Below are 23,944 nucleotides of genomic sequence, written 5' to 3'. Positions count from 1 at the left end.
CCGGTCAGTCCGAGGTGTCCTTGTCCAGCGCCGCGACGCCTCCCGCGGCAACGACACCGATGATCGTGAAGAGCAGCGAGGGGCGGAACTCGGCCAGGCTCGGTTCCGGACGCATCACGCCGAGGTTCCGCAGCACCCCCACCACGCAGAGCCCGATCACGACCGTGGACACCGTCGCGTCCAGCTTGGGCGCGTCGCTCAACAAGGTCGCGCGTACCCAGTCCGAGACGCTGGACGGATAAAGGGCATAGGCGCCGTACACGTTGCCCACGAGCATCAGCACCGCCAGCGTGGTGCCGACGGCGATCGCACCCATCACCACTCCCCTGCGGCCGCTGCCCGCGTGCGCGCCGCTGCGGATCTGGTCGAGGAACAGCTTCCCGACCATCGAGCACACAAACGCGGCGAACAGCCAGCCGAGCACCGCGCCGCCGATCGACGCCGCCGCCCGCCAGAACCACGCCGGCGTCTCGGAGATGAGCCACACCACGCCCATCACCAGTGCGACGAGGACGAGGGGCCGCGCCGACCTCCTCGCCCACCTGGCCCTGGCCTCGTAGGCGACCCACAGCACCGCCACGACGACGACCAGCACCCCGATCCACGCCCAGACACCCAGCAGGGGCCCGAAAAGCCCGATGAGCGGCTTGATCAGATAAGTGTGCAGGAGCTTGACGACCCATCCGAGAACGAGGAACAGAAACCCCAGGACAGCGGCCACCATGCGGCCGAGGAAGCGCACGACGACGGTGAACCACGCGACGCCGTGCAGCGCGAACGTGGACGCCACCAGCACACCGAGTCCCCATCCCGCCAGGCCTGCACGCCGGTGCCGCCACGACAGCAGGACCAGCGCCACGACGTACGCGGCCACGGCGTAACCGACCCACCTCAACAGGGTTCCGGCCGGGGGCAGCGCCGCCTTGAGCGCCGCGCTGGCCTCACCCGGTCCCGCGAGCCACGACCAGTTCTCGCGGGCGGCCAGGAGCTTGGTCCCGTCCGGGAGGCTGGCGATCAGGAACACCGCCCCCACGGCGATCACCGCGGCAACGCCGAGAAACCGGCGAACACGTGGGAATTCGTTCATTCGTGCGCGGGTAGCGAGAATTGCTTCGCTGCGATGCATGTAAACGAATTCTAGAGATTCCCCCACATGCCGTCGCGCCCCTCTGAGCTGCGATTTCAAGGTCTCTGAAGGATTTTCTCCCGCACCGCGTGCACCTCCGGCAGTTCCAGTGCGTCGAACAACGCCTCAGCGCGTCGCCATGCCTCACGCGCGGCGGAAACCTGACCAATGGCGTGGTACGCGTCGCCCGACTGGTCGGCGGTGACGGCCTCGCTGTAGGAGTCACCGAGTTCGCGGAAGAGCGCCCAGGCACGTTCGAGATGCCCGACGGCCGCGGCGTGGTCACCCCGTTGCTGCCACACGAAACCAAGGGCGCGCTGACTGTGCGCCTCGCAGTCCCGGTCGCCCACGTCGTCCAGCAGGCGCAGCGCGGCGTGGCTGTCGGCGACCGCGACGTCGTACTCGCCGAGCAGTGCGTGGAACCAGCCCGACGCGCTGAGGCTGAACGCCTCCCACGCGCGGTTTCCGTTGGCGCGGAACAAGGTCAGCGCCTGCCGGGCGTGTTCGAGGGCGGCCGCCGCGTTCTGGTCACGGGCATGGGCGACGCTGAGCGAGAAGTGCGCGATGCCCTCGCCGATGGGGTTCGCGATGGCACGACACGATCCGAGAGCCTCGGTGAGTTCCTCGATGGCACGCGGCTGGTCGCCCAGGACGCTGTGCCCGCGGCCGAGCAGCAGCAACACCTCCGCCAGCGCCGCGTGATCGCCGAGGCGGCGCGCGGCGGCGAGGGCGGCGCGCTGGGTCGCCGCCCGGTCGTCCCACAGGCCGTACCGGGTGAGGTAGGTCGACAACACCCAGGGCAGCTGCCAGGCGTGCACGTCCCAGCCCTCGCGGGCGGCGAGGTCGGCGGCGGCGAGCAGCACCGCGCGTTCGGCGGTGAACCAGTCGATCGCCTCGTCGTAGGAGCCGATCGGCGTGCCGGCGCACGCGGGGGCGAGGTCGATCGGCGGCCAGTGCGGCGAGAGCCGGCGCTCGGCCGCGAACCCCGTGCAGAGGTAGTGGTCGAGCACCCGGCCCAACGCCTCCCGTGCCTCCGCCGGTGTGGCCTCGTCGCGCGCGAAGGCGCGAAGCAGGTCGTGTGAGGCGAAGCGGCCGGGCACCGGTTCGTCCAGCACGTGCGCCCTGGTCAGCTCGGCCAGCAACGGCCGGACCTCCGCGGCGGGCACACCGGCGAGCGCGGCCGCGGCGGTCAGGTCGATGTCCGGACCAGGGTGCACGCCGAGCAGGCGGAACAACCGCGCAGCAGCGGAAGTGAGCCGGTGGTAGGACCACGACGTCACGGCGCGCACGCTGGAGGCCGGCTCCCCGGCGTCGAGCGCGTCGAGGCGGCTGCGTTCGTCCTGCAGCTCCTTCACCAGTGCCCGCAACGGGAAACCGGGATGTGCCAACGCTCTCGCCGCCACAACAGACAGCGCGAGGGGCAGACCGGCGGTGAGCCGGATGAGGTCGTGCAACGCCTCGGAGTCCGCGAGCCGCGCACTGCCGAGCCGCTTGGTCAGCAACGCGATCGCCTCGCCGACGGCGAGCATCGGCACCGTGACCGGCCGCGCCTGCTCGGCCACGACCAGCCCGGTGAGCCGGTTGCGGCTGCTCACCACCGCCAGACAGGTGTTCCCGCCGGGCAGCAGCGGCCGGACCTGCTCCTCGTTCAGCGCGTTGTCGAGCACGACCAGCATCCGCCGCCCCGCGACCCGTTCCCGGAACAGCGCGCTGCGGGCGTCGAGGTCGTCCGGCATCCGTTCCGGCAGAACGCCCAGCGCGCCCAGGAACCCGCGCAGCACCACACCGGCCTGGGCGGGCGGCGCGGACGGGTCGAAGCCGCGCAGGTTCACGTGGAGCTGCCCGTCCGGGAAGTGGTGGGCCTGGTCGTGGGCCCAGCGCAGGATCAGCGAGGTCTTCCCGACCCCGCCAGGCCCGCCGATGACGACCACTCCGCCGGCCACGCCGTCCAGCGCGGCACGTTCGTCCTCACGCCCGACGAACGCGGGCGGTGGCGCCGGCAGCTGACGCGGAACCGTCTGGCGCGCGATCTCCTCGCCGCCGGTGAGCATCTGCCGGTGCAGGTGCTGCAACTCGGGACAGGGATCGGTGCCCAGCTCCTCGGCAAGACGGACGCGCAGATCTTCGTAGTACCGCAACGCTTCGGCCTGACGCCCGTCGCGGTAGAGCGCGAGCAGCAACTGACCGGCAAGGCGCTCGTCCCGCGGATGCTCGGCGGCCGCCGCCACCAGCTCGGGCACCAGCGCGCTGTGCCCGCCGCGCCGCAACGCGATGTCGTTGCGCAGCAACCACGCGGCGAACCTCTCCTCGGCGAGCGCGGCGCGTTGCGCTGCGAACCACGGCGTGCCGACCCCGTCGAACGGTTCTCCACGCCACAGCCCCAAAGCCTCCGCGATCGGTCCCGCCGCGTCGTCATCGGACAGTTCGTGGGCCTGCCGCACCAACGCCCGGAACCGGTGCAGGTCAACGGATTCCGGCGCGACGTCGAGCAGGTAGCCGCCCGGCCGCCGCTCGATCGTCAGGCCCTCCACCCGCCGCAGCCGGGCGACGTAGGTGTGCAGCGTGTTCCGCGCCCGGTGCGGCAGGTCCTGGTGCCACACCGAGTCGATGATCTGCTCGGACGGCACGACCTGCCCGACGTGCACGAGCAGCACCGCCAGCACCCTGCGCTGCATCGCGGGTCCCAGCTCGAGCGGCTGGTCGCCCGCGCGTGCCTCGATGGCGCCCAGCACCGCGAACCGCGTCCCCTCACCGACCACGCGGTCACCCTATCGACCTGGTCACGCACCGTGACAGAAGAGGTACTCAGCGACGCGGAAAAGTCGTTTGGAAAGGGCTTGACCTAAACCAATGTTCACGTATTAGCGTGGTCGCAGCGGGTAGCCGAGCGGCTACAGCAAGACTTGCCCAAGGGGAGACCGGTGACCGCAGAACCACCACTGCACCTGGCTTTGATCATCGGCAGCACGAGAGAGGGCCGGTTCGGCACGACCGTGGCCGGCTGGGTCCTCGAACACGTTCAGCAACGAGGGGACGTCACCGTCGACGTCATCGACCTGGCGGAGGTGCCGCTGCCCACCGTCCAGCAGTCCGTCCCGGTCATCACCGGGGTGTACCCGTCGCCGGACGTCCAGGCTTTCGCCCAGCGGATCGGTGCGGCCGACGGGTTCGTCGTGGTGACGCCGGAGTACAACCACGGTTATCCGGCCTCGCTCAAGCTCGCGATCGACTCGGTGTACGTCGAGTGGAACGCCAAGCCGGTCGCGTTCGTGTCCTACGGCGGACTGGCCGGCGGCTCGCGGGCCGTCGAGCAGTTGCGCCAGGTGTTCGCAGAGCTGCACGCGACCACCATTCGGGAGACCATCTGTTTCGCCATGGCCCATTCACAGTTCGGCCAGGACGGCCGGTTGCTCGATCCCGACGGTCCCGACCTGGCCGCGAAATCACTGCTCGACCAGCTGACGTGGTGGGCGGGCGCACTTCGCGACAAGCGCGCGAAACACGCGTACAACACCTGAGCACCACTCGGAGGACGAGCTAAGCAGATCTGACCGCGACCGGAATGGACGAACCGAGTCCATTCCGGTCCGCGCCATAACCTGGGGAAATCGGCCGCGGACATCGGCCGCTCATTCGCGTCTCACGAGGTGGACCCGCTGCCGCTACCGGCAGTTTGTTTGAACGATTGAATTCGCAACGACCCAGACGTCACGACGCCCGGCGAAACTCGGACAAGTCGATGACCTGGGACGACATACCATTAATAGTCCGGAGACGGACTGCTTTGGCGACGGCACGGGTGGTTAAAAAGGTCACCCGGATGGCCGAATCGCCCGTTTTTTGTTGCCGTCATCAATGCGGATCCTGGTAGGCTCTAACCAAGTGAGCATCTAATTGGATGCCCCTGGGTGGAATACAGCCACCGGCACGGATGGGGCGCATCACATGAGGCAACGGGGGATCCATGGGATAGGCACGTCCTCACCGGCTACCGCACTGCCGACCGGCGTGACCGAAGGCGCCGGCAGGCCTTCTTGAATCGCAACTGGGGTGGAACTTCGGTATTCTGCAGGACCTGGGGAACCATACGGGGCGTCCTGCCCTGATCAAGCGAGTCGCCGGCCGTGCCGGTGCGTGTCATGCTGATCCCGTTTCAATGGCGAAACCGGTCGATCCCGTGCGCACCGACGCGTGAGCCGGCGCTTTGCTCTGCCTTTCACACACACCTCAGTACAGCCATGACCACATGACTACTCAGAAGAGGCTTGTCGTGAAATTTGGCATCTTGGGTCCGCTCACCATGCACGACAACGGGGTGTCCTACCTGCCGACCGCTCCGAAGCAACGGCAGCTGCTGGCGCTGTTCCTGCTCAACGCCAACAGGTTCGTCGCGATCGACTCCGCGGTGGAGGAGCTGTGGGAGGGCAACCCTCCCCGCACGGTCATCCCGACGCTGCAGACATACGTGCTCCAGATCCGGCGCGCGTTAGCCACATCCCCCACGCTCGGTTCTCTCACCGAGGCGCACAAGACCCTGATCACGGGCAACCGCGGCTACTTCCTGATGGTGCCGCCGCAGTCGCTCGACCTGATGGAGTGGGAACAGCTCGTCACCGAGGGCCGGGCGGCCCAGCGCCGTGACGAGGACGCCGAGGTGGCGAGAAAGTTCCGGCGGGCGCTCAGCCTGTGGCGCGGCCCCGCACTGGGAGACGTCCAGGCGGGGCCGTGGCTGCGGGCGCACGTCAACCGGTTCGAGGAGGCCCGGTTGTCGGTGACGGAGCAGTGTTTCGAGGCCGAGCTGAGGCTGGGGTACCACCACGACATCCTCAGCGAGATCGGTGACGTGGCGGCCCAGCACCCGTTGAACGAGAACCTCCAGGCGATGTACATGCTCGCGCTGTACCGCGCGGGCCGGCAGGTCCGCGCGCTGGAGGTGTTCCGGCACCTGCGCCGCAGCGTCTCCGACGAGCTCGGTGTCGAACCCTCCGCGCAGCTGCGCCGGTTGCACGAGGCCATCCTGGCCGCGGACGACCGGCTGGAGACCGCGCACGATCAGCGGTTCGCCACGATGTCCAGGGTCAGCGTGAGATAACGAGCGGTCATGCCCTTGGCGTGGGTGACGCCGAAGGCGTACCGGTCGATCCGGGTCGTCGCGCGTGCGACCAGCTCCTGGTCGTCGCCGGCGACCTGGCGCAGCGCCAGGGAGATCGGCTGGGTCACGCCGCGAACGGTCAGCGTTCCCCGCAGGGTGCGCTTGCCGTTCGCGGCCTGGTCGACACCCTCGCCGCGGAAGACGATCTCGGGATGGTTCTCCACGTCGAGGAAGTCGGCCGCGCGCACGTGCTCGTCGCGCTCGGCGTTGGCGCTGTCGAAGCTGGCCGCGTCGACCACCGCGTCCACAGTGGACGCGGTGGTGGGCTCGGCGACCGAGATCTTGCCGTGGCCGACCCGGAACGTGCCGCGGACCCGCAGCAGCCCGTAGACAGCCCTGGTGCTGAACGAGATCACCGAACGGCCGGGGTCGATCAGGTACTCGCCCTTGGCCGGTTCGCCGGTGACTGACATCGTTGCTCCGTCCTCACCGCGGTCGTCAGTCCTCATCGGACAGCACGAGCCGCACGTCGTACTCGGTCATCCACGTGTTGAACTCGATCAGTCGTTCCAGCACCGCCCTGGCCGCCCAGGGCCCGCCCATCACGTAGGCGCCGTCCGGCCGTGCGAGCAGCCGGCGGATGCCCTCCTCGGACACCAGCTGGAGCACCGGTGACCCGGTCGTGCAGAGCTTCTCGACCTGTTCGCGCAGCGCCACCTCGTACTTGTCGTCCTGTGTGGACGGGTACGGGTTCTTCTTGCGGTCGAGCACGCTGTCCGGCAGCACACCGCGCATCGCCGCGCGCAGCAGGCTCTTCTCCCTGCCGTCGAAGGTCTTCATCGCCCACGGCGCGTTGAAGACGTACTCGACCAGCCGGTGGTCGCAGAACGGGACCCGCACCTCCAGCCCCACTGCCATGCTGATCCTGTCCTTGCGGTCCAGCAGGAAGTTCTCCCACCGCGTGAGGTTCAGGTAGCTGACCGCACGCATCCGCGCCTCGAGCCCGGTCTCCCCGGCGAGCACGGGCACCTCGGCCATCGCCTCGTCGTAGCGGTGCCGGATGTACTCACCGAGCCCGAGCCGTTCCCACAGACCGACCTCCTTGAGCGCGCCGATCCCGCCGGCCTTCTCGAAGGGGTGGTGCCACGGGAAGGAGCCGTTGTTCACCGCGTCCTGGTCGTGGAACCAGGTGTAGCCGCCGAACAGCTCGTCAGCCGCCTCACCGGACAACGCGACGGTGACCCGTTCGCGGACAGCACGGCACAGCAGGTAGAGCGAGTACTCCATGTCACCGGTGGAGATCGGCAGGTCCTGCGCGACAAGCGTTGCCCTGCGCACCGACGGGTCGAGGATGTCGTCGTTGCTCAGCATGATCGTGACGTGCTCGGCGCCGACGCGCTTCGCCACCTCGATGGCGAACGGCGTGTCCGGGTCCTCCCACTGCACGTTGGCCTCGAACCGGTCGTCGTGCCCGGTGAAGTCGACCGAGAACGCGGGCAGCTCCCCCGTCCTGCTGGCGGCCAGCGCGGTGACGGCGCTCGAGTCGAGCCCGCCGGACAACAGGGTTCCCACGGGAACGTCCGCGAACAGCTGCCGTTCCACGATGTCTTCCAACAACGCGCGGACGTTCGCGATCGTGGTGTCCAGGTCGTCGGTGTGCTCGTGGCTCTCCAGCCGCCAGTACCGGCGTTTGGTCAGCCCGTCGCGGGTGACGCGCACGACCGACCCGGGACGAACCTCGTACATGCCGCGGAAAACGGCGTGCTCGGGCGTCTTGACGATGGTGAACATCTCGCGCAGGCCGTCGAGGTCGACCACGGCCTCGACGTCCGGGTGCCGCAGGATCGCCTTGGGCTCCGAGCCGAACAGGACGCCGGCCGCGGTCGGGTAGTAGTAGAGCGGCTTGATGCCGATCCGGTCGCGGACCAGCAGCAGCTCCTCGGTCCTGGTGTCCCAGATGGCGAACGCGTACATGCCGTTGAGGCGTTCGACGAAGTCCTCGCCCCACTCCAGGTACGCGCGCAGCACCACCTCGGTGTCGCTGGTGGTGCCGAAGGAGTGCCCGAGGCCGCGCAGTTCGTCACGCAGCTCGCGGAAGTTGTAGACCTCGCCGCTGTAAGTGATCACGGCTTCCGGCGCGCTCATCGGCTGCATGCCGGTCTCGAGGTCGATGATCGACAGCCGGCGGTGGCCGAGCACGGCGTGCGCGCCGGTCCACACGCCCGAGGCGTCCGGGCCGCGGCAGGCCATGGTCTGCGTCAGGGCGTCGGCCAGTTCACCTTGTCCAGCAAGGTCTTGGCGGTAGTCGACCCATCCGGTGATTCCGCACATACGAACTCCTAGACGAGTTCTTCGACGACGGCGAGCACGTCAGCGGGCAGGGGCTGCGAACGGATCTCCTCGGCGACGACCCGCGCGCGTTCGGTGTAGGACGGGTTCTCCAGCAGTTCCTGGCACCCGGAGACGACCGCGTCGAGCGAGTCCTCGCCGGGCATCAGCATGAGCGACGCGCCGAAGTCGGTGAGCCGCTGCGACGGCGCGACGGACGAGGGCATGTTCGGGATGAGCAGCTGTGGCAGCCCGGCCGCCATGACCAGCAACGAGGTGCCGCCACCGGCATGGTGCACGAACAGGTCGCACGTGCGCGCCACGACGTCGAGCGGCAGCCAGCCCGCGTGCACGTTGTCCAGGCCCGCGGTCAGGTCCCTGGCGACGTCCTCCGGCGCGGCGACGACGATCTCGGCGCCGAGCGGGGCGACCTTGCCCGCCAGGTCGCGCAGGAAGTCGAAGTACTGGTCCTTGGTCACGCGGCAACCGGCGGTCACGCAGATCCGCTTGCGCTCGGGCCTGGTGTACATCCACGGTTCGAGCGTCCGTTGTGGACTCGACGCGACGTACCGCATGTGCTGCGAATTGGCCGGTGCCGGGCCGGGCGGCAGCAGGCTCGGCGGGCAGAGCTCGATGTGCAGGTCCGCGGAGGGGAAACCGTCGAGTCCGAGCTCGCGCAGTTCCGGCTCCAGCTCCTCCGCGGCGCCCAGGTCCGCCTCCGGCGGCTCGCCGCTGTCCCACGTGTGCCGGACGTACGGCACGCCGAGGCGCTTGGCCAGCAACGGGGCGACGAACGCGAGCTGGCCACCCACCACGAGGTCGGGCCGCCACGACCGGGCGAGGTCGAGCAGCGGTTCCACGCTGGCGCGGGCGAGCCTGCCGAAGCCGCGGCCGATGAAGAGTTTCCAGTCCTCCGGGTCGGGAGGCCATTCCAGAGAATTGCCGTGCTTGTCGTTGGTGAAGAAGTCGAGCATCGTCAACGGGCTCAGCGACAACGCGGGAAGACCGGCACCGGATATCGACGAAGTGATTCCTTCGGTCCCCGCCATCAACACCTCGTGGCCCGCGTTGCGTGCGGCGGTCGCCAGCGGTACCAGTGGGAAAACCGTTGCCGGACTTCCGCCGGCGAGGAACAGAATTCGCATGAGCCCCACGCTAACCGGCTGACTTCGGGGCCGGATCGAGCCGGGCAAAAGGCCACACAGGGCTTGCATAAAGGCGCTTGAACGTCGTCTCGGGGCGCGTTAGCTTGAGAACGCTGGAGCGATTTCCGGCCACGAAATCCACCGTCTTCGCCGAATTCACGGCGGGCGTCTTCCTCCTGCCTAGGAGAGCCGTATGAGTGCTGTTCCCGACACGTTGACCAGGCGGTCGAGCCCCGCGCTCACCCTGGCGGTCGTGCTCGTGGGTGTGTTCGCCGTCGCGATGTCGATCTCGGGCGCCGGTGTCGCGGTGCCGCGGATCGGCGCGGAGCTCGACGCGAGCGGCGCCGCGCTGCAGTGGGTGATCTCCGCGTACAACCTCGCGCTGTCCGCGTTCACCCTGGTGTGCGGGTCGTTGTCGGACCTGTTCGGCCGCAAGCGCGTCTTCGTGCTCACGACGACGTTGTTCGCCGCCGGGTCGCTGGTGTGCGCGCTGGCACAGGACATCGTGGTGCTGGACCTCGCGCGGGCGGTGGCCGGCATCGGCGCCGGCGGCGTGATGGCCAGCGGTGGCGCGATCCTCGCGGTCACGTTCGACGGCAGCGCCAGGACGAAAGCGTTTGCCGCCATGGGAACCACCGGTGGTGCGGGCGTCGTGATGGGGCCGTTCCTGTCCGGGTGGCTCGTCACCGAGCTGGGCTGGCGGGCCAGCTTCGTGTCCTATGTGGTCATCGGCGCGGCGATCCTGCTGGGCACGCTGTTCGTGGCCGAGTCGCGGTCGGCGGAGCGCCCGAAGGTGGACCGGGCGGGTGTGGTCACGTTCGTGCTCGGTCTCGGCCTGCTGATGTTCGGCCTGATCCAGAGCCCGCAGGGCGGCTGGGGCGGCACGTTCGGGCTCGTCGCGGGTGTGGTGCTGCTGGTGGTGTTCGTCGTGATCGAACGCAGGCAGGCGTTCCCGGTGCTGGACCTCTCCCTGGTGCGCAACGCGAAGTTCATCGGCTGGTGCCTGGGCACGGTGTCCACCTCGGTCGGGTTCGTGGGCATCCTGGTGTTCCTGCCGACCTACTTCCAGGGCGTGGACGGTGCCACCGCGCAGGAGGCGGGCCTGACCATGCTGATGCTCACGGTGCCGATCCTGGTGATCCCGATGGCCGGCGGCTGGCTCGTGAACCGCGGAGTGTCCGCGCGCTGGTTGATGACCTCCGCGCTGCTGCTGGTGGCGGGTGGCAACGCGTGGCTGACCGTGCTGCACCCCGGAATCGGGGTGAGCGAGCTGATCGGGCCGCTGCTGTCGGTGGGCATCGGGCTGGGCATCTCCTTCGGCATCACCGACGCACAGGCGATGAACCAGGTCGACCCGGCCAGGCTGGGCATGGCGGCGGGCTTCCTCAACACGATCCGCAACGCCGGTGAGGCACTGGTGATCGCCGTGTTCGGCACCGCGCTCATCGCGTTGATCCAGGCCAGGGTCGGGTCCGCCGAACTGGCCAACGACGTCGCCGCCGGCGAGCTCACCGGCGGGGACCACGCCGTGCTGGCCGAGCAGTTCACCGACGCCTGGCGGGTGGCGCTGTGGATCGTCGCCGGCATCTGCCTGATCGCCGCGGTGGTCGTGCACACGTTGCTCGGGACGCGCAGGACCGTTGCGCACGAACAGCTCTGACGGAACGCGAAAAGGGGGACGAGGTCGGCCTCGTCCCCCTTTTCGCGCTCTCACAGGGTGGCGTAGAGGTCGACCTCGTTGCCGTCCGGGTCGCTCAGCGAGGCGTACCGCTGGCCCCAGAAGGCGTCCCACGGCGGCCTGGTGACCACCGCGCCGGCCGCGGCCAGCTCCCCCACGAGCTCGTCAACGGCGGCCGGACTGTCCACTTGGAACGACAGACTGACGCGGGGGCTGCCGGTCGCACGGGTCCAGCCCGGCGTGAAGGAGCTGACCGCCGCCTCCGTGTCGAGGGTCAGCTTGACCGCCCCCAGCTCGCACTCCCGGTGGTCGTCGTCCTCGTCGCCGAACTTCAGGCCCAGCCGCTCGTAGAACGCCGCGGCCGCTGCCATGTCGGCGACGACCAGGCCGATGGTGGTGAACGTCGGTGTCATGGTCACGACGCTAGGGCCGGCACACAGTGGCTCGATCGAGGCTCGACAGGGACTTGACCTGAACCATGGTTGAGGTTGCACGCTGGAGGGGCGACGGGCGCCACTCGCGTCCGCCTGCCCAGGCACTACCGCGTTGAACAAGGGGAAACGTGCGAAACAACCCGGCAGTCGTCCTCGTGGCCGTCCTGCTCTCCAGCCTCTCGCTACCGATCACGCTGACCGGCGCCTCGGTGGCGTTGCCCGACATCGCGACCGACCTCGACGCCGGCCTGCCCGCCGTGCAGTGGGTCGTGAACGGCTACATCGCCTGTTTCGCGAGCTTCATGCTGGCCACCGGCTCCATGGCCGACATGTTCGGCCGCCGGAAGGTGTTCGCCACCGGTGTCTCGGTGTTCGCCGTCGGTGGCGTGCTGAGCGCGCTGTCGTGGAACGTCATCATGCTCGACGTCCTGCGCGTGCTCGCCGGTATCGGTGCCGCGGCGGCCGCGGCGAGCTCAGCGGCCATCCTCGCGTCCGCGTTCACCGGCAGGGCCCGGATCCGGGCGTTCAGCTATTTCGGCACGGCGCTGGGCGTGGGCCTCGCGTTCGGGCCGACCGTCGCCGGTGTGCTGGTCCAGGGCTTCGGCTGGCGGGCCGTGTTCGCCGTGCCCGCCCTCGCGTGCGTCGTCGTGCTCTGCCTCGTGCCGATGCTGCCGGAGTCGAAGGAACCGGGCTCCCGCAAGGTCGACTGGGCGGGGACGGCGACGTTCACGCTCGCGTTGCTGCTGCTGATCGCCGGGTTCGTGCAGGGACCCGCGTGGGGCTGGACGTCCCCCGCGGTGCTCGTCGCGTTCGCCGGGTCGGTCGTGCTGCTGGTCGCGTTCGCGATCGTGGAACGGCGTCAGGCCCAGCCGATGTTCGACCTCGCCCTGCTGCGCAACGGCAGGTTCATCGGAATCTCGCTGGCCGGCGCGATGATCGTGTCGGTCCCGCTGCCGCTGATCGTGTACCTGCCCGCGTACTTCACCAAGGTGCTGGGCATGTCCACCGGTGAGGCCGGGTTCACGCTGGTGCTGCTGACCGGGCTGACGCTGCTGCTGCCGCCGGTGGCGCCGCTGGTCACCAAGGTGATCCCGCCGCAGGGTGTCGTGGTGCTGGCGGTGGCGCTGGTCGGCATCGGCGCGGCCTGGCTGACGGTGATCGAGCCGGGAGCGTCGGTGGTGTCGATCGCGGGGCCGCTGCTCGTCATCGGCGCCGGGTTCGGCATCTCGACCGGGCTGATCGACGGGGTGGCGATCGGCAGCGTGGATCCCGCCCGCGCGGGCACCGGCGCCGGGATGTTCAACACGGTGCGGCTCGCGCTGGAGACCGTCGCGATCGCGATCGCGGGTGCGGTGCTGGCCACGATGACCGACGGCCGGCTCGCGGAACCCGGCTACACCAGTGGTCTGCACATCGTGCTGTGGTGGATGGCCGGTCTCGCCGGGGTTCTGGCGGTGGTGCTGGCACGGGTGCTGCTGCGCCGCTCGGACGACACGGCACAGCAGCACCCGGAGCGTTCTAAGGTGTGACGAGTTCTCGTTGGCGGGTTTCGGTTCTGAACAACCGGAACCCGCGGGCCTCGTAGCTCGCCCTGGCGTGCGGGTGGTCGTGCGACGAGGTCCGCAACCAGACCCGCGTCGCACCCGCTTCCCACGCCGTTCGCGTGACGACGGTCAGGAAGTGGCCGCCGAGCCCGCGGCCGGTGAACTCCGGTGCCAGGCCGAAGAAGTCGATCTCGACACCGTCCGGCTCGAAGCACAGCAACGCGAGCCCCGCGTCCTGGCCGTCGATCCGGGGGACCCAGGTCCGCACGCCCGGCCGGGACACGCACTCGCGCCACCGCTGCGCGGCCCACGCGAGCGACATCCAGCCGTACGGGCCGGCCACGCGGTCGTGGACGGCCCTGATCCTGTCCACATCGGACACCTCGCGCAGCTCGACCTCGGTGCCGCGGTCCCGCGCCGGGAGAAGTTCCCCCGGCGCCTTCATCTCCAGGTAGCTGACTACGTCCTCGACGAGCACGTGTCCTCCGTCCTCACTCGAAGTAGTAGCCGAGCCGGTACTTCGCGACGAACTCCTCGCCGATCTTCTCCGCGGTCTCGGTGCCCTTGCCGCGCAGGCCCGTCAGCCCGCCGCTGCCGGAACCGGGCACGATCGTCCAGACGCTCGACACGTTCCTGCCGTCGAACGAGCCCGCCGTCTCGATGACGAACCCGCCCGACCGGCCGGCCAGCGTGCCCTGCACGTGGATGAACCCGGTGTCCCTGGTCGATCCGTCCGCCCGGCTGAACAGCTCGGCCTCGGCGGTGGCGTCACCCTGGATGTCGCCGTGGAAGCGGTCCACGATGCTGAGATGACTCAGACTCGCGCCGTCCGGCAACTGCTTGTACGGCGTGCTCGTGTAGCTGGTGACGTCGAACCCGCCCTCCGCGTACCGGATCGCCGGGCCGCCCGCGGAGGCCGAGCCGGACAGGGTCAGCAGGATCGCCACCGGCACCAGCGCCAGGGACTTCACCGCGCGCATCAGGACTCCTCGGACAGCAGGGACTTGGCCTCGGCGAGCAGCTCGCACTGCCGCCGCCACGAACCACCGAACGGCACCAGGATCGCGTGGTCGACCCCGAGGTCGGCGTGCTCGGCCAGCCGTTCGGCGACCTCGGCGGGCTTGCCGCCGAGCACGACCGCGTCGGCGTGCTCGCGCGGGAAGCCGAAGCCGTTGGCGCACAGGTCGACCAGCGCCTCGCGGCTCATCCCGCCGAGGTGCGCGTCCAGCGTGCCGAAGATGGAGACTCCACTTCGGACAGCGGGGCGACCTGCCTGCTCGGTCAGCTCGCGCAGGGTCGCTTGCCCGGCCCTGATCTGGTCCGGGGTGACCGCGGCGGGCAGCCAGCCGTCACCGAACGCGGCGGTGCGCTTCAACGCGGCCGCCGAGTCGCCGCCGACCCACACCGGCGGCATCGGGGCGGCCGGCGTGAGGGTGACCGGGGCACCGGCCACGTCGGGCAGCTCGACGGTCTCCCCCGCCAGCAGCGCGGGCAGGACGCGCAACGCGTCGTCGGTGCGCTTGCCCCGGTCGGCCATGGACATCCCGGCGGACGCCCACTCCTCGTGCGGGTGACCGCCGACGCCGACGCCGAGGTTGACGCGGTTGTGCGAGATGGTCTGCAGCGTGCCGACCTGCTTGGCGATCCACGCCAGGCGGCGCAGTGCCAGCTGCAGGACGGCGAACCCGACCTCGATCCGCCCGGTGACGGCGGCGGCCGCGGTGAGCGTCAGCACGCTGTCCAGGATCGGGGTGTCCCAGGCGAGGTGGTCACTGACCCAGAACGAGTCCAGGCCGAGGTACTCGACGAACCGGGCGACCACGACCGGGTCCGCGATCGTGCCGTCGTCCTCGGTGAACGTGGTGTGGCTGACGCCGACCTTCACTTGTCCCCCTTCACGACGCACTCGTGGTTCTCGATCTCGATCTTGTCGTTGACCTGGGCGAAGATCGCCGTCAGCTCGTCGAGGCCGTCGAGTGCGCGGTACGCCTCGATGTCCGTCCACTCGGCGATGCTGAAGTACACGTTCGGCTCGGTCGCCGAGACCACCAGCTTGTGCCGGATGTGGCCGGGCTGGCGGGCCATGTGGTCGCTGCCCTCCCGGTACACCCGCTCGTACTCGTCGGTGGAGATGTCGGTGACGGTGATCCGGTTGACGCACACCATCGAGCCGGTCGGGTGGTCGGGCAGCGTGTTCTCCGCGTACACCACCGAGGGCTTGTGGTGCTCGACCGTGATCTTGTCGCCGCCCGCGGAGTCCGGGTCGTTCAGCGAGATCACCTGGTCGAAGATCGCCACGAGCTCGTCGACGCTCGCCAGCGCGGTGTAGTGGTCGACGCTCTCCCACAGCGCGACCGCGAAGTACACGCCGGGGTGGTTCTCCGAACGCAGGAACAGCTGGCTGATGTGGCCGGGCTGGGTGGCCATGTAGTCGCTGGCCTGCTTGTAGACCCGCTCGTACTCGTCGACCGGGCAGCCGGTCACGGTCACTTTGTTCAGACTGATCATCATGGCTTTTCCTCGAGTGGGTTTCAGGTGAACAGCAGGCAGGCCAGCAGGTTGCGCGCCTCGACGTTGACGTAGTTGCCGTAGCGGGCGAGCTCAGCGAGCTGGGACAGGGTCATCCAGGCGAAGTCCTGCCCGGTCTCCCCGGGGAAGTCCGGGCCGGCCTCGACGAGCAGGTACCGGTTCTCCGCCTGGTAGAAGCGGCCGCCCTCCTCGGAGTGCAGCGCGTCGAACAGGATCCGTTCGCGACCGGCGGACAGCACGTGGTCCAGAAAGGACGGACGACCCTCCGGCGGGGTGTCCTCGTAGTTGCCCGGCGCGCACTGCACGGTCGGCGCCATCTCGACGACGTCGTGCGTGCCGGCCTGGGTGTGGGCGTGCACGAGGACGCTCGGCTCGTCACCGTCGTGGCGGGTCACGAACGCGACCACGCCGGAGTGCCGCGGCTCGATCATCGGCTGCGACCAGCCGGCGACCTCACGACCGGCACCCTCCACGTCGACGCCGATGATGGAGAAGTAGGCGTCGTTCTCGTGGCTGATCCGCTCCGGCGAGAGGACCCAGTTCTTCACGTTCGTCAGCGGGATGCGCTGGCGGGTCAGCTGGTAGCGCGACTTGGCCTCGGTGAACCAGCTCAGCAGCTCGGAGAGCTCGTCGCGGTCGAGGGCGGTGTCGTGGCCCCAGCGGGTCTCGTTCAGCGGCCACCCGGCGAGCACCGTGCGGGAGTCCATGTTGACGACGTGGTCCCAGCGCAGCAGCTCACCGAGCTGTGCCGCGGTCAGCCAGCAGAAGTCCTCCAGGACCTCGACGTCCTCGGTGACCTCGATGATCATGTTGCGGTTGCGCTTGTGCAGGAACCACGAGCCCTGCTCGGACTGCAGCACGTCGGACAGGATCCGGCCGCGCCGCGGTGCCTGGAAGTACTCCAGGTAGGGAACCGCTTTTCCCTTGTGCACCCGCGTGTAGTTGCTGCGGGTGGCCTGCACGGTCGGGGAGAGCTGCAGCAGCCCGATGTTCCCCGGCTCGACCTTGGCCTGCATCAGGAAGTGCGGGACGCCGTGGAACCGCTTCACCAGAATGCCGAGGATCCCGGACTCCGGCTGGATGATGATGGGCTGCGTCCACGAGTCGACAGGCGCGTGGTCCGTGCTGATCTCCAGTCCGTCCACCGCGAAGAACTTCCCGCTGTGGTGCTGGATCGTGCCCGTGCCTTGCTGGATCTGCCAGCCCTCCAGCCGGTCCAGGCGGGCGCGGGACACCGCGCAGGCGCTCGCGGACCTGCGCTCGGCGAACCATTCGTGGAAATCCGCTATTCGCTGGAACACAAGGGTTTCCTCCGTCAGATCGTCCACTCGCCGACACGCCGAAGCGGCCGCGACCACGTGTCCCCCAGCATCGGCCACCGAGTTAGTGAGACGAGAACGAGCTGCTAGAGGGGAGCTAGTGGCGTGACCCAGGACGTTGCGGGAGTTCTGGTCCACACCACTGAGTTCCGATTCCCCGGCCGTTTTCCTGGCGAGCCTTTAAGTCGCCTCGAACTGCCCGCGTTGCGCCTCGGGCATCGTGAGTTCCGGTAACCACATGCGATGAGCGAAAGGGTCACCGATGAAAGCGCTGGTGCTGTCCGGAGGGTTGGGCACACGACTGCGTCCGTTCACCCACTCCATGGCCAAGCAGCTGGTCCCGGTCGCCAACAAACCGGTTCTCCAGCACTGTCTAGAGAACATCCGGCAGATCGGTGTCCGGGAGGTCGGCGTGGTCGTCGGCGACCGGGCCGCCGACATCCGGGCCGCGATCGGCGACGGCTCCGAGCTGGGTCTGCGCGTGACCTACGTCCACCAGGAACAGCCCCTCGGCCTCGCACACGCCGTCCTGGTCGCCCAGGACTTCCTCGGCGACGACGACTTCGTGATGTACCTCGGCGACAACGTGCTCGCCGACGGGATCACCGCGGCGGCGGCCACGTTCGAGCAGCGCCGGCCCGACGCGCAGCTGCTCGTGGTGAAGGTGCCCGACCCCAGGCAGTACGGCGTCGCCGTGGTCGACCGCGACCGCGTGGTCCGCGAGCTGGCCGAGAAACCGGCCGCGCCCCGCAGTGACCTGGCGGTCGTCGGCGTGTACTTCTTCACGGCCGCGGTCCACAACGCGCTGCGCGGCCTGCGTCCGAGTGCCCGCGGCGAGCTGGAGATCACCGACGCCCTGCAGATCATGGTGGAGGGTGGCGAACTGGTGACCGCCGAGGAGTACACGGGTTACTGGAAGGACACCGGCAGCGTCAACGAACTGCTGGAGTGCAACCGTGCATTGCTGGAACGGATCACGCCTTCTGTACGGGGTCACGTCGACGCCGAGTCCACGACGTTCGGCACCGTCGTCGTCGAACCCGGCGCGGTGGTCACCCGGTCCCGTCTGGTCGGCCCGCTGGTGGTGGGTGCGGACAGCGTCATCACCGGCAGCTACCTCGGACCGTCGACCGCGGTGGGCAACGGCTGTGTGGTGACGGACTCGCACGTCGAGGACTCGATCCTGCTGGAGGGCGCGGACGTCAGCGGTGTGCGGGAGCTGCGCGGCTCGATCATCGGCAGGTGGGCGCGCGTGTCGGCCACCGGTGAGCAGCACAGTCTCGTCATCGGGGACCACGCCTCCGCCGAGGTGGCCGCCTGATGCGGATCCTGGTCACGGGTGCGGCCGGGTTCATCGGCTCGCACTACGTGCGCACCCTGCTCGACGGCGGGTACCCCGGCTGCGAGGGCGCCGAGGTCACCGTCGTGGACAAGCTGACCTACGCCGGCTCGACCGCCAACCTGCCGATGGACCACCCGCGGCTCACGTTCGTCATCGGCGACATCTGCGACGGCCCGATGCTGGCCCGCGTGATGTCCGGCCACGACCACGTCGTCCACTTCGCCGCCGAGTCTCATGTGGACCATTCGATCGACGGACCGCTGACGTTCATGCGCACCAACGTGGAAGGCACGCAGAGCGTGCTGGAGGCGGCGCGGGCGGCGGGCGTGCGGACCGTCGTGCACGTGTCCACGGACGAGGTGTACGGCTCGATCGGCACCGGCCGGTGGGCCGAGGCCGAGCCGGTGGCGCCCAACTCCCCCTACGCCGCTTCGAAGGCGGCCTCCGACCTGGTCGCGCTGGCGTACTGGCGGACCCACGGGCTCGACGTCCGGATCACCCGCTGCACCAACAACTACGGGCCGTACCAGCACGTCGAGAAGCTCATCCCCCGGTTCGTCACCAACCTGCTCTCCGGTGAGCCCGTGCCGCTCTACGGCGAGGGTGTGAACGTGCGCGAATGGCTGCACGTCGACGACCACTGCCGCGCCGTCCACCTCGTGCTGACGGGTGGCAGGGCCGGCGAGGTCTACAACGTGGGCGGCGGCACGGAGTTGTCGAACAGGGAGATGACCGCACGGCTGCTCGACCTGTGCGGCGCGGACTGGCGGATGGTGCGGCACGTCGAGGACCGCCTCGGTCACGACCTGCGCTACGCCATCGACGACTCGAAGATCCGGTCGGAGCTGGGTTACGCGCCCCGATGGTCATTCGACGACGGACTGAGCGGTGTCGTCCGGTGGTACCGGGACAACCCGGGCTGGTGGAAGCCGCTCCTGCGGACAACAAGGTGATCATGTGGAACGTCTGACGGCCACCCTGCCGACCGCCCACCAGCAGCCCGCGTGGGAGGACACCGCGCTGCTCGCCCAGGTGCGCGACGAGCTGACCGACCTGCCCGGCCTCGTCACGGGCGCCGAGGTGCGCAGGCTGCGCACCCTGCTCGCCGGTGTCGCCGCCGGCGAGTACCAGGTGCTGCAGGCGGGCGACTGCGCGGAGGACCCCACCGAGTGCACCTCCCGGCACGTCGAACGCAAGACCGCGCTGCTCGACATCCTCGCCGACGTCCTGATGCTCAAGTCCGGCCGGCCGGTGCTGCGGGTCGGGCGGATCGCGGGCCAGTTCGGCAAACCCCGCTCGCGGCCGGTCGAGATCGTCGACGGCCGGCAGGTCCCGGTCTACCGCGGGCACATGGTGAACAGCCCGGAGCCCGACCCCGAACTGCGCAGGCCCGACCCGAAACGACTGCTGTCCGGCTACTGGGCGGCGAGCACGGCGATGGACGCGATCCGGGCCCGCAAGGACACCGAGCCGGCGGTGTGGACCAGCCACGAGGCGCTGCTGCTGGACTACGAGGTGCCGATGCTGCGCGAGGACGCCGAAGGCGTGCTGTTGTCGTCGACGCACTGGCCGTGGATCGGCGAACGGACCCGACAGCTCGACGGCGCCCACGTGACCGTGCTGTCCACAGTGGTCAACCCGGTGGCGTGCAAGGTCGGTCCCGGCATGACCACGGACGACCTGCTCGGCCTGTGCGCACGGCTGGACCCGGACCGCGAGCCCGGCAGGCTCACGCTCATCGCCAGGATGGGCGCGGAGTCGGTCGCGTCCCGGTTGCCGGGGCTGGCCGGCGCGGTCCGCGCGGCGGGCCACCCGGTGATCTGGATGTGCGATCCGATGCACGGCAACACCGTCACGCTCGCGGGCGGGCTCAAGACCCGTTACGTGGCAACGGTCATCGCCGAGGTCGAGCGGTTCACCTCGGTCATGGCGCGCGAGGGCGCGGTCGCCGGCGGCCTGCACCTGGAGGCCACCCCCGACCACGTGACCGAGTGCGTCGCCGGCCCTGACCACGCGGACGAGGCGATCACCGGTCCCTACACGAGTTTGTGCGATCCACGGCTCAACGTGGCGCAAGCGGTCGAGGTCGTGGCCGCCTGGCCGAACAGGAGCGCGACATGACGGAACTGAGCGGACGGACGGCTGTGGTCACCGGGGCCGCGGGCGGCATGGGCGTGGAGATCGCCCGCGCGCTCGCCCTGCGGGGCCTCGCGGTCGCGGCCGTCGACAACGACGCCGAGCAGCTGGGCGTCTGCGTCGAGAAGCTGCGCGGCGAGAACCTGAACGTGCACGGGTTTCCCGCCGACGTGACCGACGGCGCCGAGGTGGAGGCCGTGGTCGAGCGGGTCGAGCAGGAGCTCGGGCCGATCGACTACCTGGTCAACGCGGCGGGCGTCCTGCGCGTCGCCGAGGTGACCGAACTGTCCGAAGAGGACTGGTCGCGGACGTTCCAGGTCAACACCAACGGCGTCTTCCTCACCTCCCGTGCGGTGGCCAGGCGGATGGTGCCGCGCCGCTCGGGCGCGATCGTGACGGTCGCGTCGAACTCGGCGTCCACCGCGCGGGTCGGCATGGGCGCGTACGCCGCGTCCAAGGCGGCGTCGACGATGTTCACCAAGTGCCTCGGCCTCGAGGTCGCCCGTTACGGGATCCGGTGCAACCTGGTGGCTCCCGGTTCCACCGACACCCCGATGCTGCGCGCCCTGTGGAACGGCGGTGACGCCACCGCCACGTCCATCGAGGGCAAGCTCGACGCCTACCGCGTCGGGATCCCGCTGCGCAAGCTGGCCCGGCCGGCCGACGTGGCCAACGCCGTGCTGTTCCTGCTGTCCGACCAGGCCGCGCACGTGACCATGCACGATCTCACCGTCGACGGCGGCGCCACGCTCGGCGTCTGACCCCTGCGAGGTTCTTCCCCATGCCCATTCCCGCCATCGTCCCCTACCCGATGCCCGCCGCCGACGCGTTGCCAGCCAACACGGTGGACTGGCGGATCGACCCGGCCAGGGCGGTGCTGCTGATCCACGACATGCAGCACTACTTCCTGCGGTTCTTCCCCCAGGGCGAACAGCCGCTGACCGACCTGGTCGCCAACACCGCCCGGATCCGCGACGCCTCCGCCGCCCTCGGCATCCCGGTCGCGTACACCGCGCAGCCCGGTGACATGACCGCGGAGCAACGCGGTCTGCTGCGGGACTTCTGGGGTTCCGGGATGTCCAAGGACCCGGAGCACCGGGACGTGGTGGCCGAGGTCGCCCCGCGGCCGCAGGACTGGGTCTTCACCAAGTGGCGCTACAGCGCGTTCTGTCGCACGGACCTGTTGGCGCGCATGCGGGCCGCCGGACGCGACCAGCTCATCTGCTGCGGGGTGTACGCGCACGTCGGCGTGCTGATGACCACTGTGGACGCCATGTCCGAGGACATCCAGGCGTTCCTGGTGGCCGACTCGATCGCGGACTTCTCGCAGGAGTACCACCGGATGGCGGTGTCGTACGCGGCCGAGCGCAGCGCCATGGTGACCACGACCGGGGACGTGCTCAGCGCCCTGGGTGCCGTGGGGGCGATGGCATGACCGGGTTGCTGGACCTGGTCACCGCCGCCGACCCGCCCCCGTTCGCACTGCTGCACCGCCGCGCCACCGACCCGGACAGCCTCGACGTCATCGTCGGTGAGGTGTCCTCAGTGGACACGCTCGCGGACGTGCCGCTGACCGCTACCGGGCCGGGCCACGAGGCGTTGGTGCTCATGCCGTACCGGCAGATAGCGGAACGCGGGTACAGCTGCGTGGACGACGGCACCCCGTTGCTGGTGCTGAAGGTGACCGGCCAGGAGGTGCTGCCGCTGAACGAGGCGCTGCCAAGGCTGCCGGACGTGCCGATCGCGATGACCGGCGGCACGTTCGACGTCGACGACAACGGGTACGCCGAGATCGTCCGGCAGGTCGTCGGGCAGGAGATCGGCCACGGCGAGGGCTCCAACTTCGTCATCAGGCGCTCGTTCGTCGCGGACATCACCGGCTACTCGACGCACAGCGCGCTGACCCTGTTCCGCCGGCTGGCCCGGCTGGAGTCCGGCACCTACTGGACGTTCGTCGTCCACACAGGACAGCGCACGCTGGTCGGCGCCAGCCCGGAACGGCACGTCAGCGTCGCCGGCGGCACGGCGGTCATGAACCCGATCAGCGGGACGTACCGCTACCCGTCGACCGGCCCGACCCTGCCGGACGTGCTCGACTTCCTCGGCGACGCCAAGGAGACCGACGAGCTGTTCATGGTCGTCGACGAGGAGCTCAAGATGATGGGCCGGGTCTGCGCGACCGGCGGACGCGTGTACGGGCCGTACCTCAAGGAGATGACGCAGCTCGCGCACACCGAGTACCTCATCGAGGGCCACACCTCTCTCGACGTGCGCGACATCCTGCGCGAGACCATGTTCGCGCCGACGGTGACCGGCAGCCCCCTCGAGAACGCGTGCCGGGTCATCAGCCGCTACGAGCCCGGCGGCCGCGGCTACTACAGCGGGGTGGCCGCGCTGATCGGCAGGGACGCCGGCGGTGAGCGGACCATGGACTCCGCGATCCTGATCCGCACCGCCGACGTCGACGCGGCAGGCCGGATGAGGATCGGCGTCGGCTCCACCCTGGTCCGGCACTCCCGGCCGGAGTCGGAGGCGGACGAGACCAGGGCGAAGGCGGCCGGGCTGCTCGCCGCGTTCAGCTCGCCGGGTGTGGGCACGTTCGGCCGCGACCCGTCGGTGCTGCAGGCGTTGGGGCAGCGCAACGAACGCGTGGCGGGCCACTGGTTGCGGCCGCGCAGCCACGACGTGCCCGAGCTGGCCGGGCGCACGGTGCTGGTCGTGGACGCCGAGGACACGTTCACGTCGATGCTCGGCCACCTGCTGCGCTCGCTCGGACTGAAGGTCACCATCGCGCGGTTCGACGAGCCGTACGACGTGCGGGAGCACGACCTGGTGGTGATGGGTCCCGGACCGGGAGACCCCGGCGACGACGACCCCCGCATCCACGCGCTGACCACGACCATCCGGCACCTGCTCGACGAGGGCCGCCCGTTCCTCTCGGTGTGCCTGAGCCACCAGGTGCTCAGCCGGCTGCTCGGGTTCGAGCTGCACCGCAGACCCGTGCCCAACCAGGGGGTCGGGCGGGAGATCGACCTGTTCGGCCGGCGGGTGCGGGTCGGGTTCTACAACAGCTTCGCCGCGCTCAGCGACCAGGACAAAGTGGACTGCGACGGGCGCGTCGTCGAGGTCAGCAGGGACGAGCACAGCGGCGAGGTGCACGCGTTGCGCGGCGAGGGTTTCCGGTCGCTGCAGTTCCACGCCGAGTCGGTGCTGAGCAAGGACGGCCTGTCCGTCATCCGCGAGCTCCTGGTCGAGCTCGTCGGCAGCTGAG

General features: G+C 69.6%; 21 protein-coding genes. 10 read left to right on the top strand and 11 right to left on the bottom strand.

Translation table 11 applies throughout. The features are described 5' to 3' along the window. Positions 1-4 precede the first annotated feature (4 nt). Positions 5-1,087, bottom strand: coding sequence for a hypothetical protein (locus ACSHWB_RS26720; protein WP_439656025.1), 1,083 nt, complete (start codon positions 1,085-1,087; stop codon positions 5-7). 95 nt (positions 1,088-1,182) lie between these two features. Next, positions 1,183-3,885: a BTAD domain-containing putative transcriptional regulator gene (locus tag ACSHWB_RS26715; protein WP_439656024.1), complete on the bottom strand. Its 2,703-nt coding sequence runs from the start codon at positions 3,883-3,885 to the stop codon at positions 1,183-1,185. A 162-nt stretch (positions 3,886-4,047) separates the two neighbouring features. Between ACSHWB_RS26715 and ACSHWB_RS26710 the strand changes: the two genes are divergently transcribed. Both ACSHWB_RS26710 and ACSHWB_RS26705 read left to right on the top strand, forming a co-directional pair. After that, positions 4,048-4,644, top strand: coding sequence for an NADPH-dependent FMN reductase (locus ACSHWB_RS26710; protein ID WP_439656023.1), 597 nt, complete (start codon positions 4,048-4,050; stop codon positions 4,642-4,644). 752 nt (positions 4,645-5,396) lie between these two features. Beyond that, a complete protein-coding gene (locus tag ACSHWB_RS26705; protein ID WP_439656022.1) occupies positions 5,397-6,218 on the top strand; it encodes an AfsR/SARP family transcriptional regulator in 822 nt (273 codons plus the stop codon). Here ACSHWB_RS26705 and ACSHWB_RS26700 read toward each other — a convergent pair. The 3 genes from ACSHWB_RS26700 to ACSHWB_RS26690 are packed head-to-tail and all read right to left on the bottom strand — an operon-like array spanning position 6,179 to position 9,691. Beyond that, entirely contained in the window at positions 6,179-6,691 is a 513-nt protein-coding gene (locus ACSHWB_RS26700) for a YceI family protein (protein ID WP_439656021.1), read from the bottom strand. The two genes, ACSHWB_RS26705 and ACSHWB_RS26700, sit on opposite strands and share 40 nt — an antisense overlap. A gap of 25 nt (positions 6,692-6,716) precedes the next feature. Then, positions 6,717-8,549, bottom strand: a complete 1,833-nt coding sequence (gene asnB, locus ACSHWB_RS26695; protein ID WP_439656020.1) for an asparagine synthase (glutamine-hydrolyzing) — start codon at positions 8,547-8,549, stop codon at positions 6,717-6,719. A gap of 8 nt (positions 8,550-8,557) precedes the next feature. Further along, the gene (locus ACSHWB_RS26690) at positions 8,558-9,691 is read right to left on the bottom strand and encodes a glycosyltransferase (protein ID WP_439656019.1); all 1,134 of its coding nucleotides are present in this window, start codon (positions 9,689-9,691) and stop codon (positions 8,558-8,560) included. A 193-nt stretch (positions 9,692-9,884) separates the two neighbouring features. Here ACSHWB_RS26690 and ACSHWB_RS26685 point away from each other — a divergent pair, with 193 nt between their 5' ends. Continuing rightward, a complete protein-coding gene (locus ACSHWB_RS26685; RefSeq protein WP_439656018.1) occupies positions 9,885-11,351 on the top strand; it encodes an MFS transporter in 1,467 nt (488 codons plus the stop codon). Between the two features lie 50 nt (positions 11,352-11,401). Here ACSHWB_RS26685 and ACSHWB_RS26680 read toward each other — a convergent pair whose 3' ends face one another. After that, positions 11,402-11,782 carry a VOC family protein gene (locus tag ACSHWB_RS26680; protein ID WP_439656017.1) on the bottom strand — a complete coding sequence of 127 codons (381 nt, stop codon included), beginning with the start codon at positions 11,780-11,782 and terminating at the stop codon, positions 11,402-11,404. A gap of 149 nt (positions 11,783-11,931) precedes the next feature. On the opposite strand from ACSHWB_RS26680, the gene ACSHWB_RS26675 reads away from it, so the two are divergent. Next, positions 11,932-13,332 carry an MFS transporter gene (locus tag ACSHWB_RS26675; protein WP_439656016.1) on the top strand — a complete coding sequence of 467 codons (1,401 nt, stop codon included), beginning with the start codon at positions 11,932-11,934 and terminating at the stop codon, positions 13,330-13,332. On the opposite strand, the gene ACSHWB_RS26670 is transcribed toward ACSHWB_RS26675, so the two are convergent. The 5 genes from ACSHWB_RS26670 to ACSHWB_RS26650 are packed head-to-tail and all read right to left on the bottom strand — an operon-like array spanning position 13,322 to position 17,204. Then, complete coding sequence (locus ACSHWB_RS26670) at positions 13,322-13,825, bottom strand: GNAT family N-acetyltransferase (protein WP_439656015.1); 504 nt, start codon at positions 13,823-13,825, stop codon at positions 13,322-13,324. The two genes, ACSHWB_RS26675 and ACSHWB_RS26670, sit on opposite strands and share 11 nt — an antisense overlap. Before the next feature lie 13 nt (positions 13,826-13,838). Continuing rightward, positions 13,839-14,327 carry a DUF3224 domain-containing protein gene (locus ACSHWB_RS26665; protein WP_439656014.1) on the bottom strand — a complete coding sequence of 163 codons (489 nt, stop codon included), beginning with the start codon at positions 14,325-14,327 and terminating at the stop codon, positions 13,839-13,841. Next, positions 14,327-15,232, bottom strand: coding sequence for an LLM class flavin-dependent oxidoreductase (locus ACSHWB_RS26660; protein WP_439656013.1), 906 nt, complete (start codon positions 15,230-15,232; stop codon positions 14,327-14,329). Before ACSHWB_RS26660 ends, ACSHWB_RS26665 begins: the two co-directional genes overlap by 1 nt. Further along, a complete protein-coding gene (locus ACSHWB_RS26655) occupies positions 15,229-15,858 on the bottom strand; it encodes an antibiotic biosynthesis monooxygenase family protein (protein ID WP_439656012.1) in 630 nt (209 codons plus the stop codon). Before ACSHWB_RS26655 ends, ACSHWB_RS26660 begins: the two co-directional genes overlap by 4 nt. 20 nt (positions 15,859-15,878) lie before the next feature. Continuing rightward, entirely contained in the window at positions 15,879-17,204 is a 1,326-nt protein-coding gene (locus ACSHWB_RS26650) for an NDP-hexose 2,3-dehydratase family protein (protein ID WP_439656011.1), read from the bottom strand. Between the two features lie 253 nt (positions 17,205-17,457). Here ACSHWB_RS26650 and ACSHWB_RS26645 point away from each other — a divergent pair, with 253 nt between their 5' ends. From ACSHWB_RS26645 to ACSHWB_RS26620, 6 genes are read left to right on the top strand one after another with little or no spacing between them, the layout of a single operon-like run. Continuing rightward, positions 17,458-18,516 (top strand): glucose-1-phosphate thymidylyltransferase, encoded by a 1,059-nt coding sequence (locus tag ACSHWB_RS26645; RefSeq protein WP_439656010.1) that lies wholly within the window; start codon positions 17,458-17,460, stop codon positions 18,514-18,516. Further along, a complete protein-coding gene (gene rfbB / locus ACSHWB_RS26640; RefSeq protein ID WP_439656009.1) occupies positions 18,516-19,490 on the top strand; it encodes a dTDP-glucose 4,6-dehydratase in 975 nt (324 codons plus the stop codon). The genes ACSHWB_RS26645 and rfbB overlap by 1 nt, the downstream gene beginning before the upstream one ends. Before the next feature lie 4 nt (positions 19,491-19,494). Continuing rightward, entirely contained in the window at positions 19,495-20,658 is a 1,164-nt protein-coding gene (locus ACSHWB_RS26635) for a 3-deoxy-7-phosphoheptulonate synthase (RefSeq protein ID WP_439656008.1), read from the top strand. Further along, positions 20,655-21,434 (top strand): 2,3-dihydro-2,3-dihydroxybenzoate dehydrogenase, encoded by a 780-nt coding sequence (locus ACSHWB_RS26630; RefSeq protein ID WP_439656007.1) that lies wholly within the window; start codon positions 20,655-20,657, stop codon positions 21,432-21,434. The genes ACSHWB_RS26635 and ACSHWB_RS26630 overlap by 4 nt, the downstream gene beginning before the upstream one ends. A 20-nt stretch (positions 21,435-21,454) precedes the next feature. Beyond that, on the top strand, positions 21,455-22,108 hold the full coding sequence (locus ACSHWB_RS26625) for an isochorismatase family protein (RefSeq protein WP_439656006.1): 654 nt from the start codon (positions 21,455-21,457) through the stop codon (positions 22,106-22,108). Beyond that, a complete protein-coding gene (locus ACSHWB_RS26620; protein ID WP_439656005.1) occupies positions 22,105-23,943 on the top strand; it encodes an anthranilate synthase family protein in 1,839 nt (612 codons plus the stop codon). Before ACSHWB_RS26625 ends, ACSHWB_RS26620 begins: the two co-directional genes overlap by 4 nt. Position 23,944 lies beyond the last annotated feature (1 nt).

The sequence above is a fragment of the Lentzea sp. HUAS TT2 genome, from assembly GCF_051853195.1.
GTDB lineage: Bacteria > Actinomycetota > Actinomycetes > Mycobacteriales > Pseudonocardiaceae > Lentzea.
This window is presented reverse-complemented; position numbering and strand designations above follow the sequence as displayed.

Coding starts and splice junctions, on each gene's coding strand:
- ACSHWB_RS26720 (WP_439656025.1), bottom strand. CDS start 1,087: ATGAACGAATTCCCACGTGTTCGCCGGTTTCTCGGCGTTGCCGCGGTG.
- ACSHWB_RS26700 (WP_439656021.1), bottom strand. CDS start 6,691: ATGTCAGTCACCGGCGAACCGGCCAAGGGCGAGTACCTGATCGACCCC.
- asnB (WP_439656020.1), bottom strand. CDS start 8,549: ATGTGCGGAATCACCGGATGGGTCGACTACCGCCAAGACCTTGCTGGA.
- ACSHWB_RS26690 (WP_439656019.1), bottom strand. CDS start 9,691: ATGCGAATTCTGTTCCTCGCCGGCGGAAGTCCGGCAACGGTTTTCCCA.
- ACSHWB_RS26685 (WP_439656018.1), top strand. CDS start 9,885: ATGAGTGCTGTTCCCGACACGTTGACCAGGCGGTCGAGCCCCGCGCTC.
- ACSHWB_RS26680 (WP_439656017.1), bottom strand. CDS start 11,782: ATGACACCGACGTTCACCACCATCGGCCTGGTCGTCGCCGACATGGCA.
- ACSHWB_RS26665 (WP_439656014.1), bottom strand. CDS start 14,327: ATGCGCGCGGTGAAGTCCCTGGCGCTGGTGCCGGTGGCGATCCTGCTG.
- ACSHWB_RS26655 (WP_439656012.1), bottom strand. CDS start 15,858: ATGATGATCAGTCTGAACAAAGTGACCGTGACCGGCTGCCCGGTCGAC.
- ACSHWB_RS26645 (WP_439656010.1), top strand. CDS start 17,458: ATGAAAGCGCTGGTGCTGTCCGGAGGGTTGGGCACACGACTGCGTCCG.
- rfbB (WP_439656009.1), top strand. CDS start 18,516: ATGCGGATCCTGGTCACGGGTGCGGCCGGGTTCATCGGCTCGCACTAC.
- ACSHWB_RS26630 (WP_439656007.1), top strand. CDS start 20,655: ATGACGGAACTGAGCGGACGGACGGCTGTGGTCACCGGGGCCGCGGGC.
- ACSHWB_RS26625 (WP_439656006.1), top strand. CDS start 21,455: ATGCCCATTCCCGCCATCGTCCCCTACCCGATGCCCGCCGCCGACGCG.
- ACSHWB_RS26620 (WP_439656005.1), top strand. CDS start 22,105: ATGACCGGGTTGCTGGACCTGGTCACCGCCGCCGACCCGCCCCCGTTC.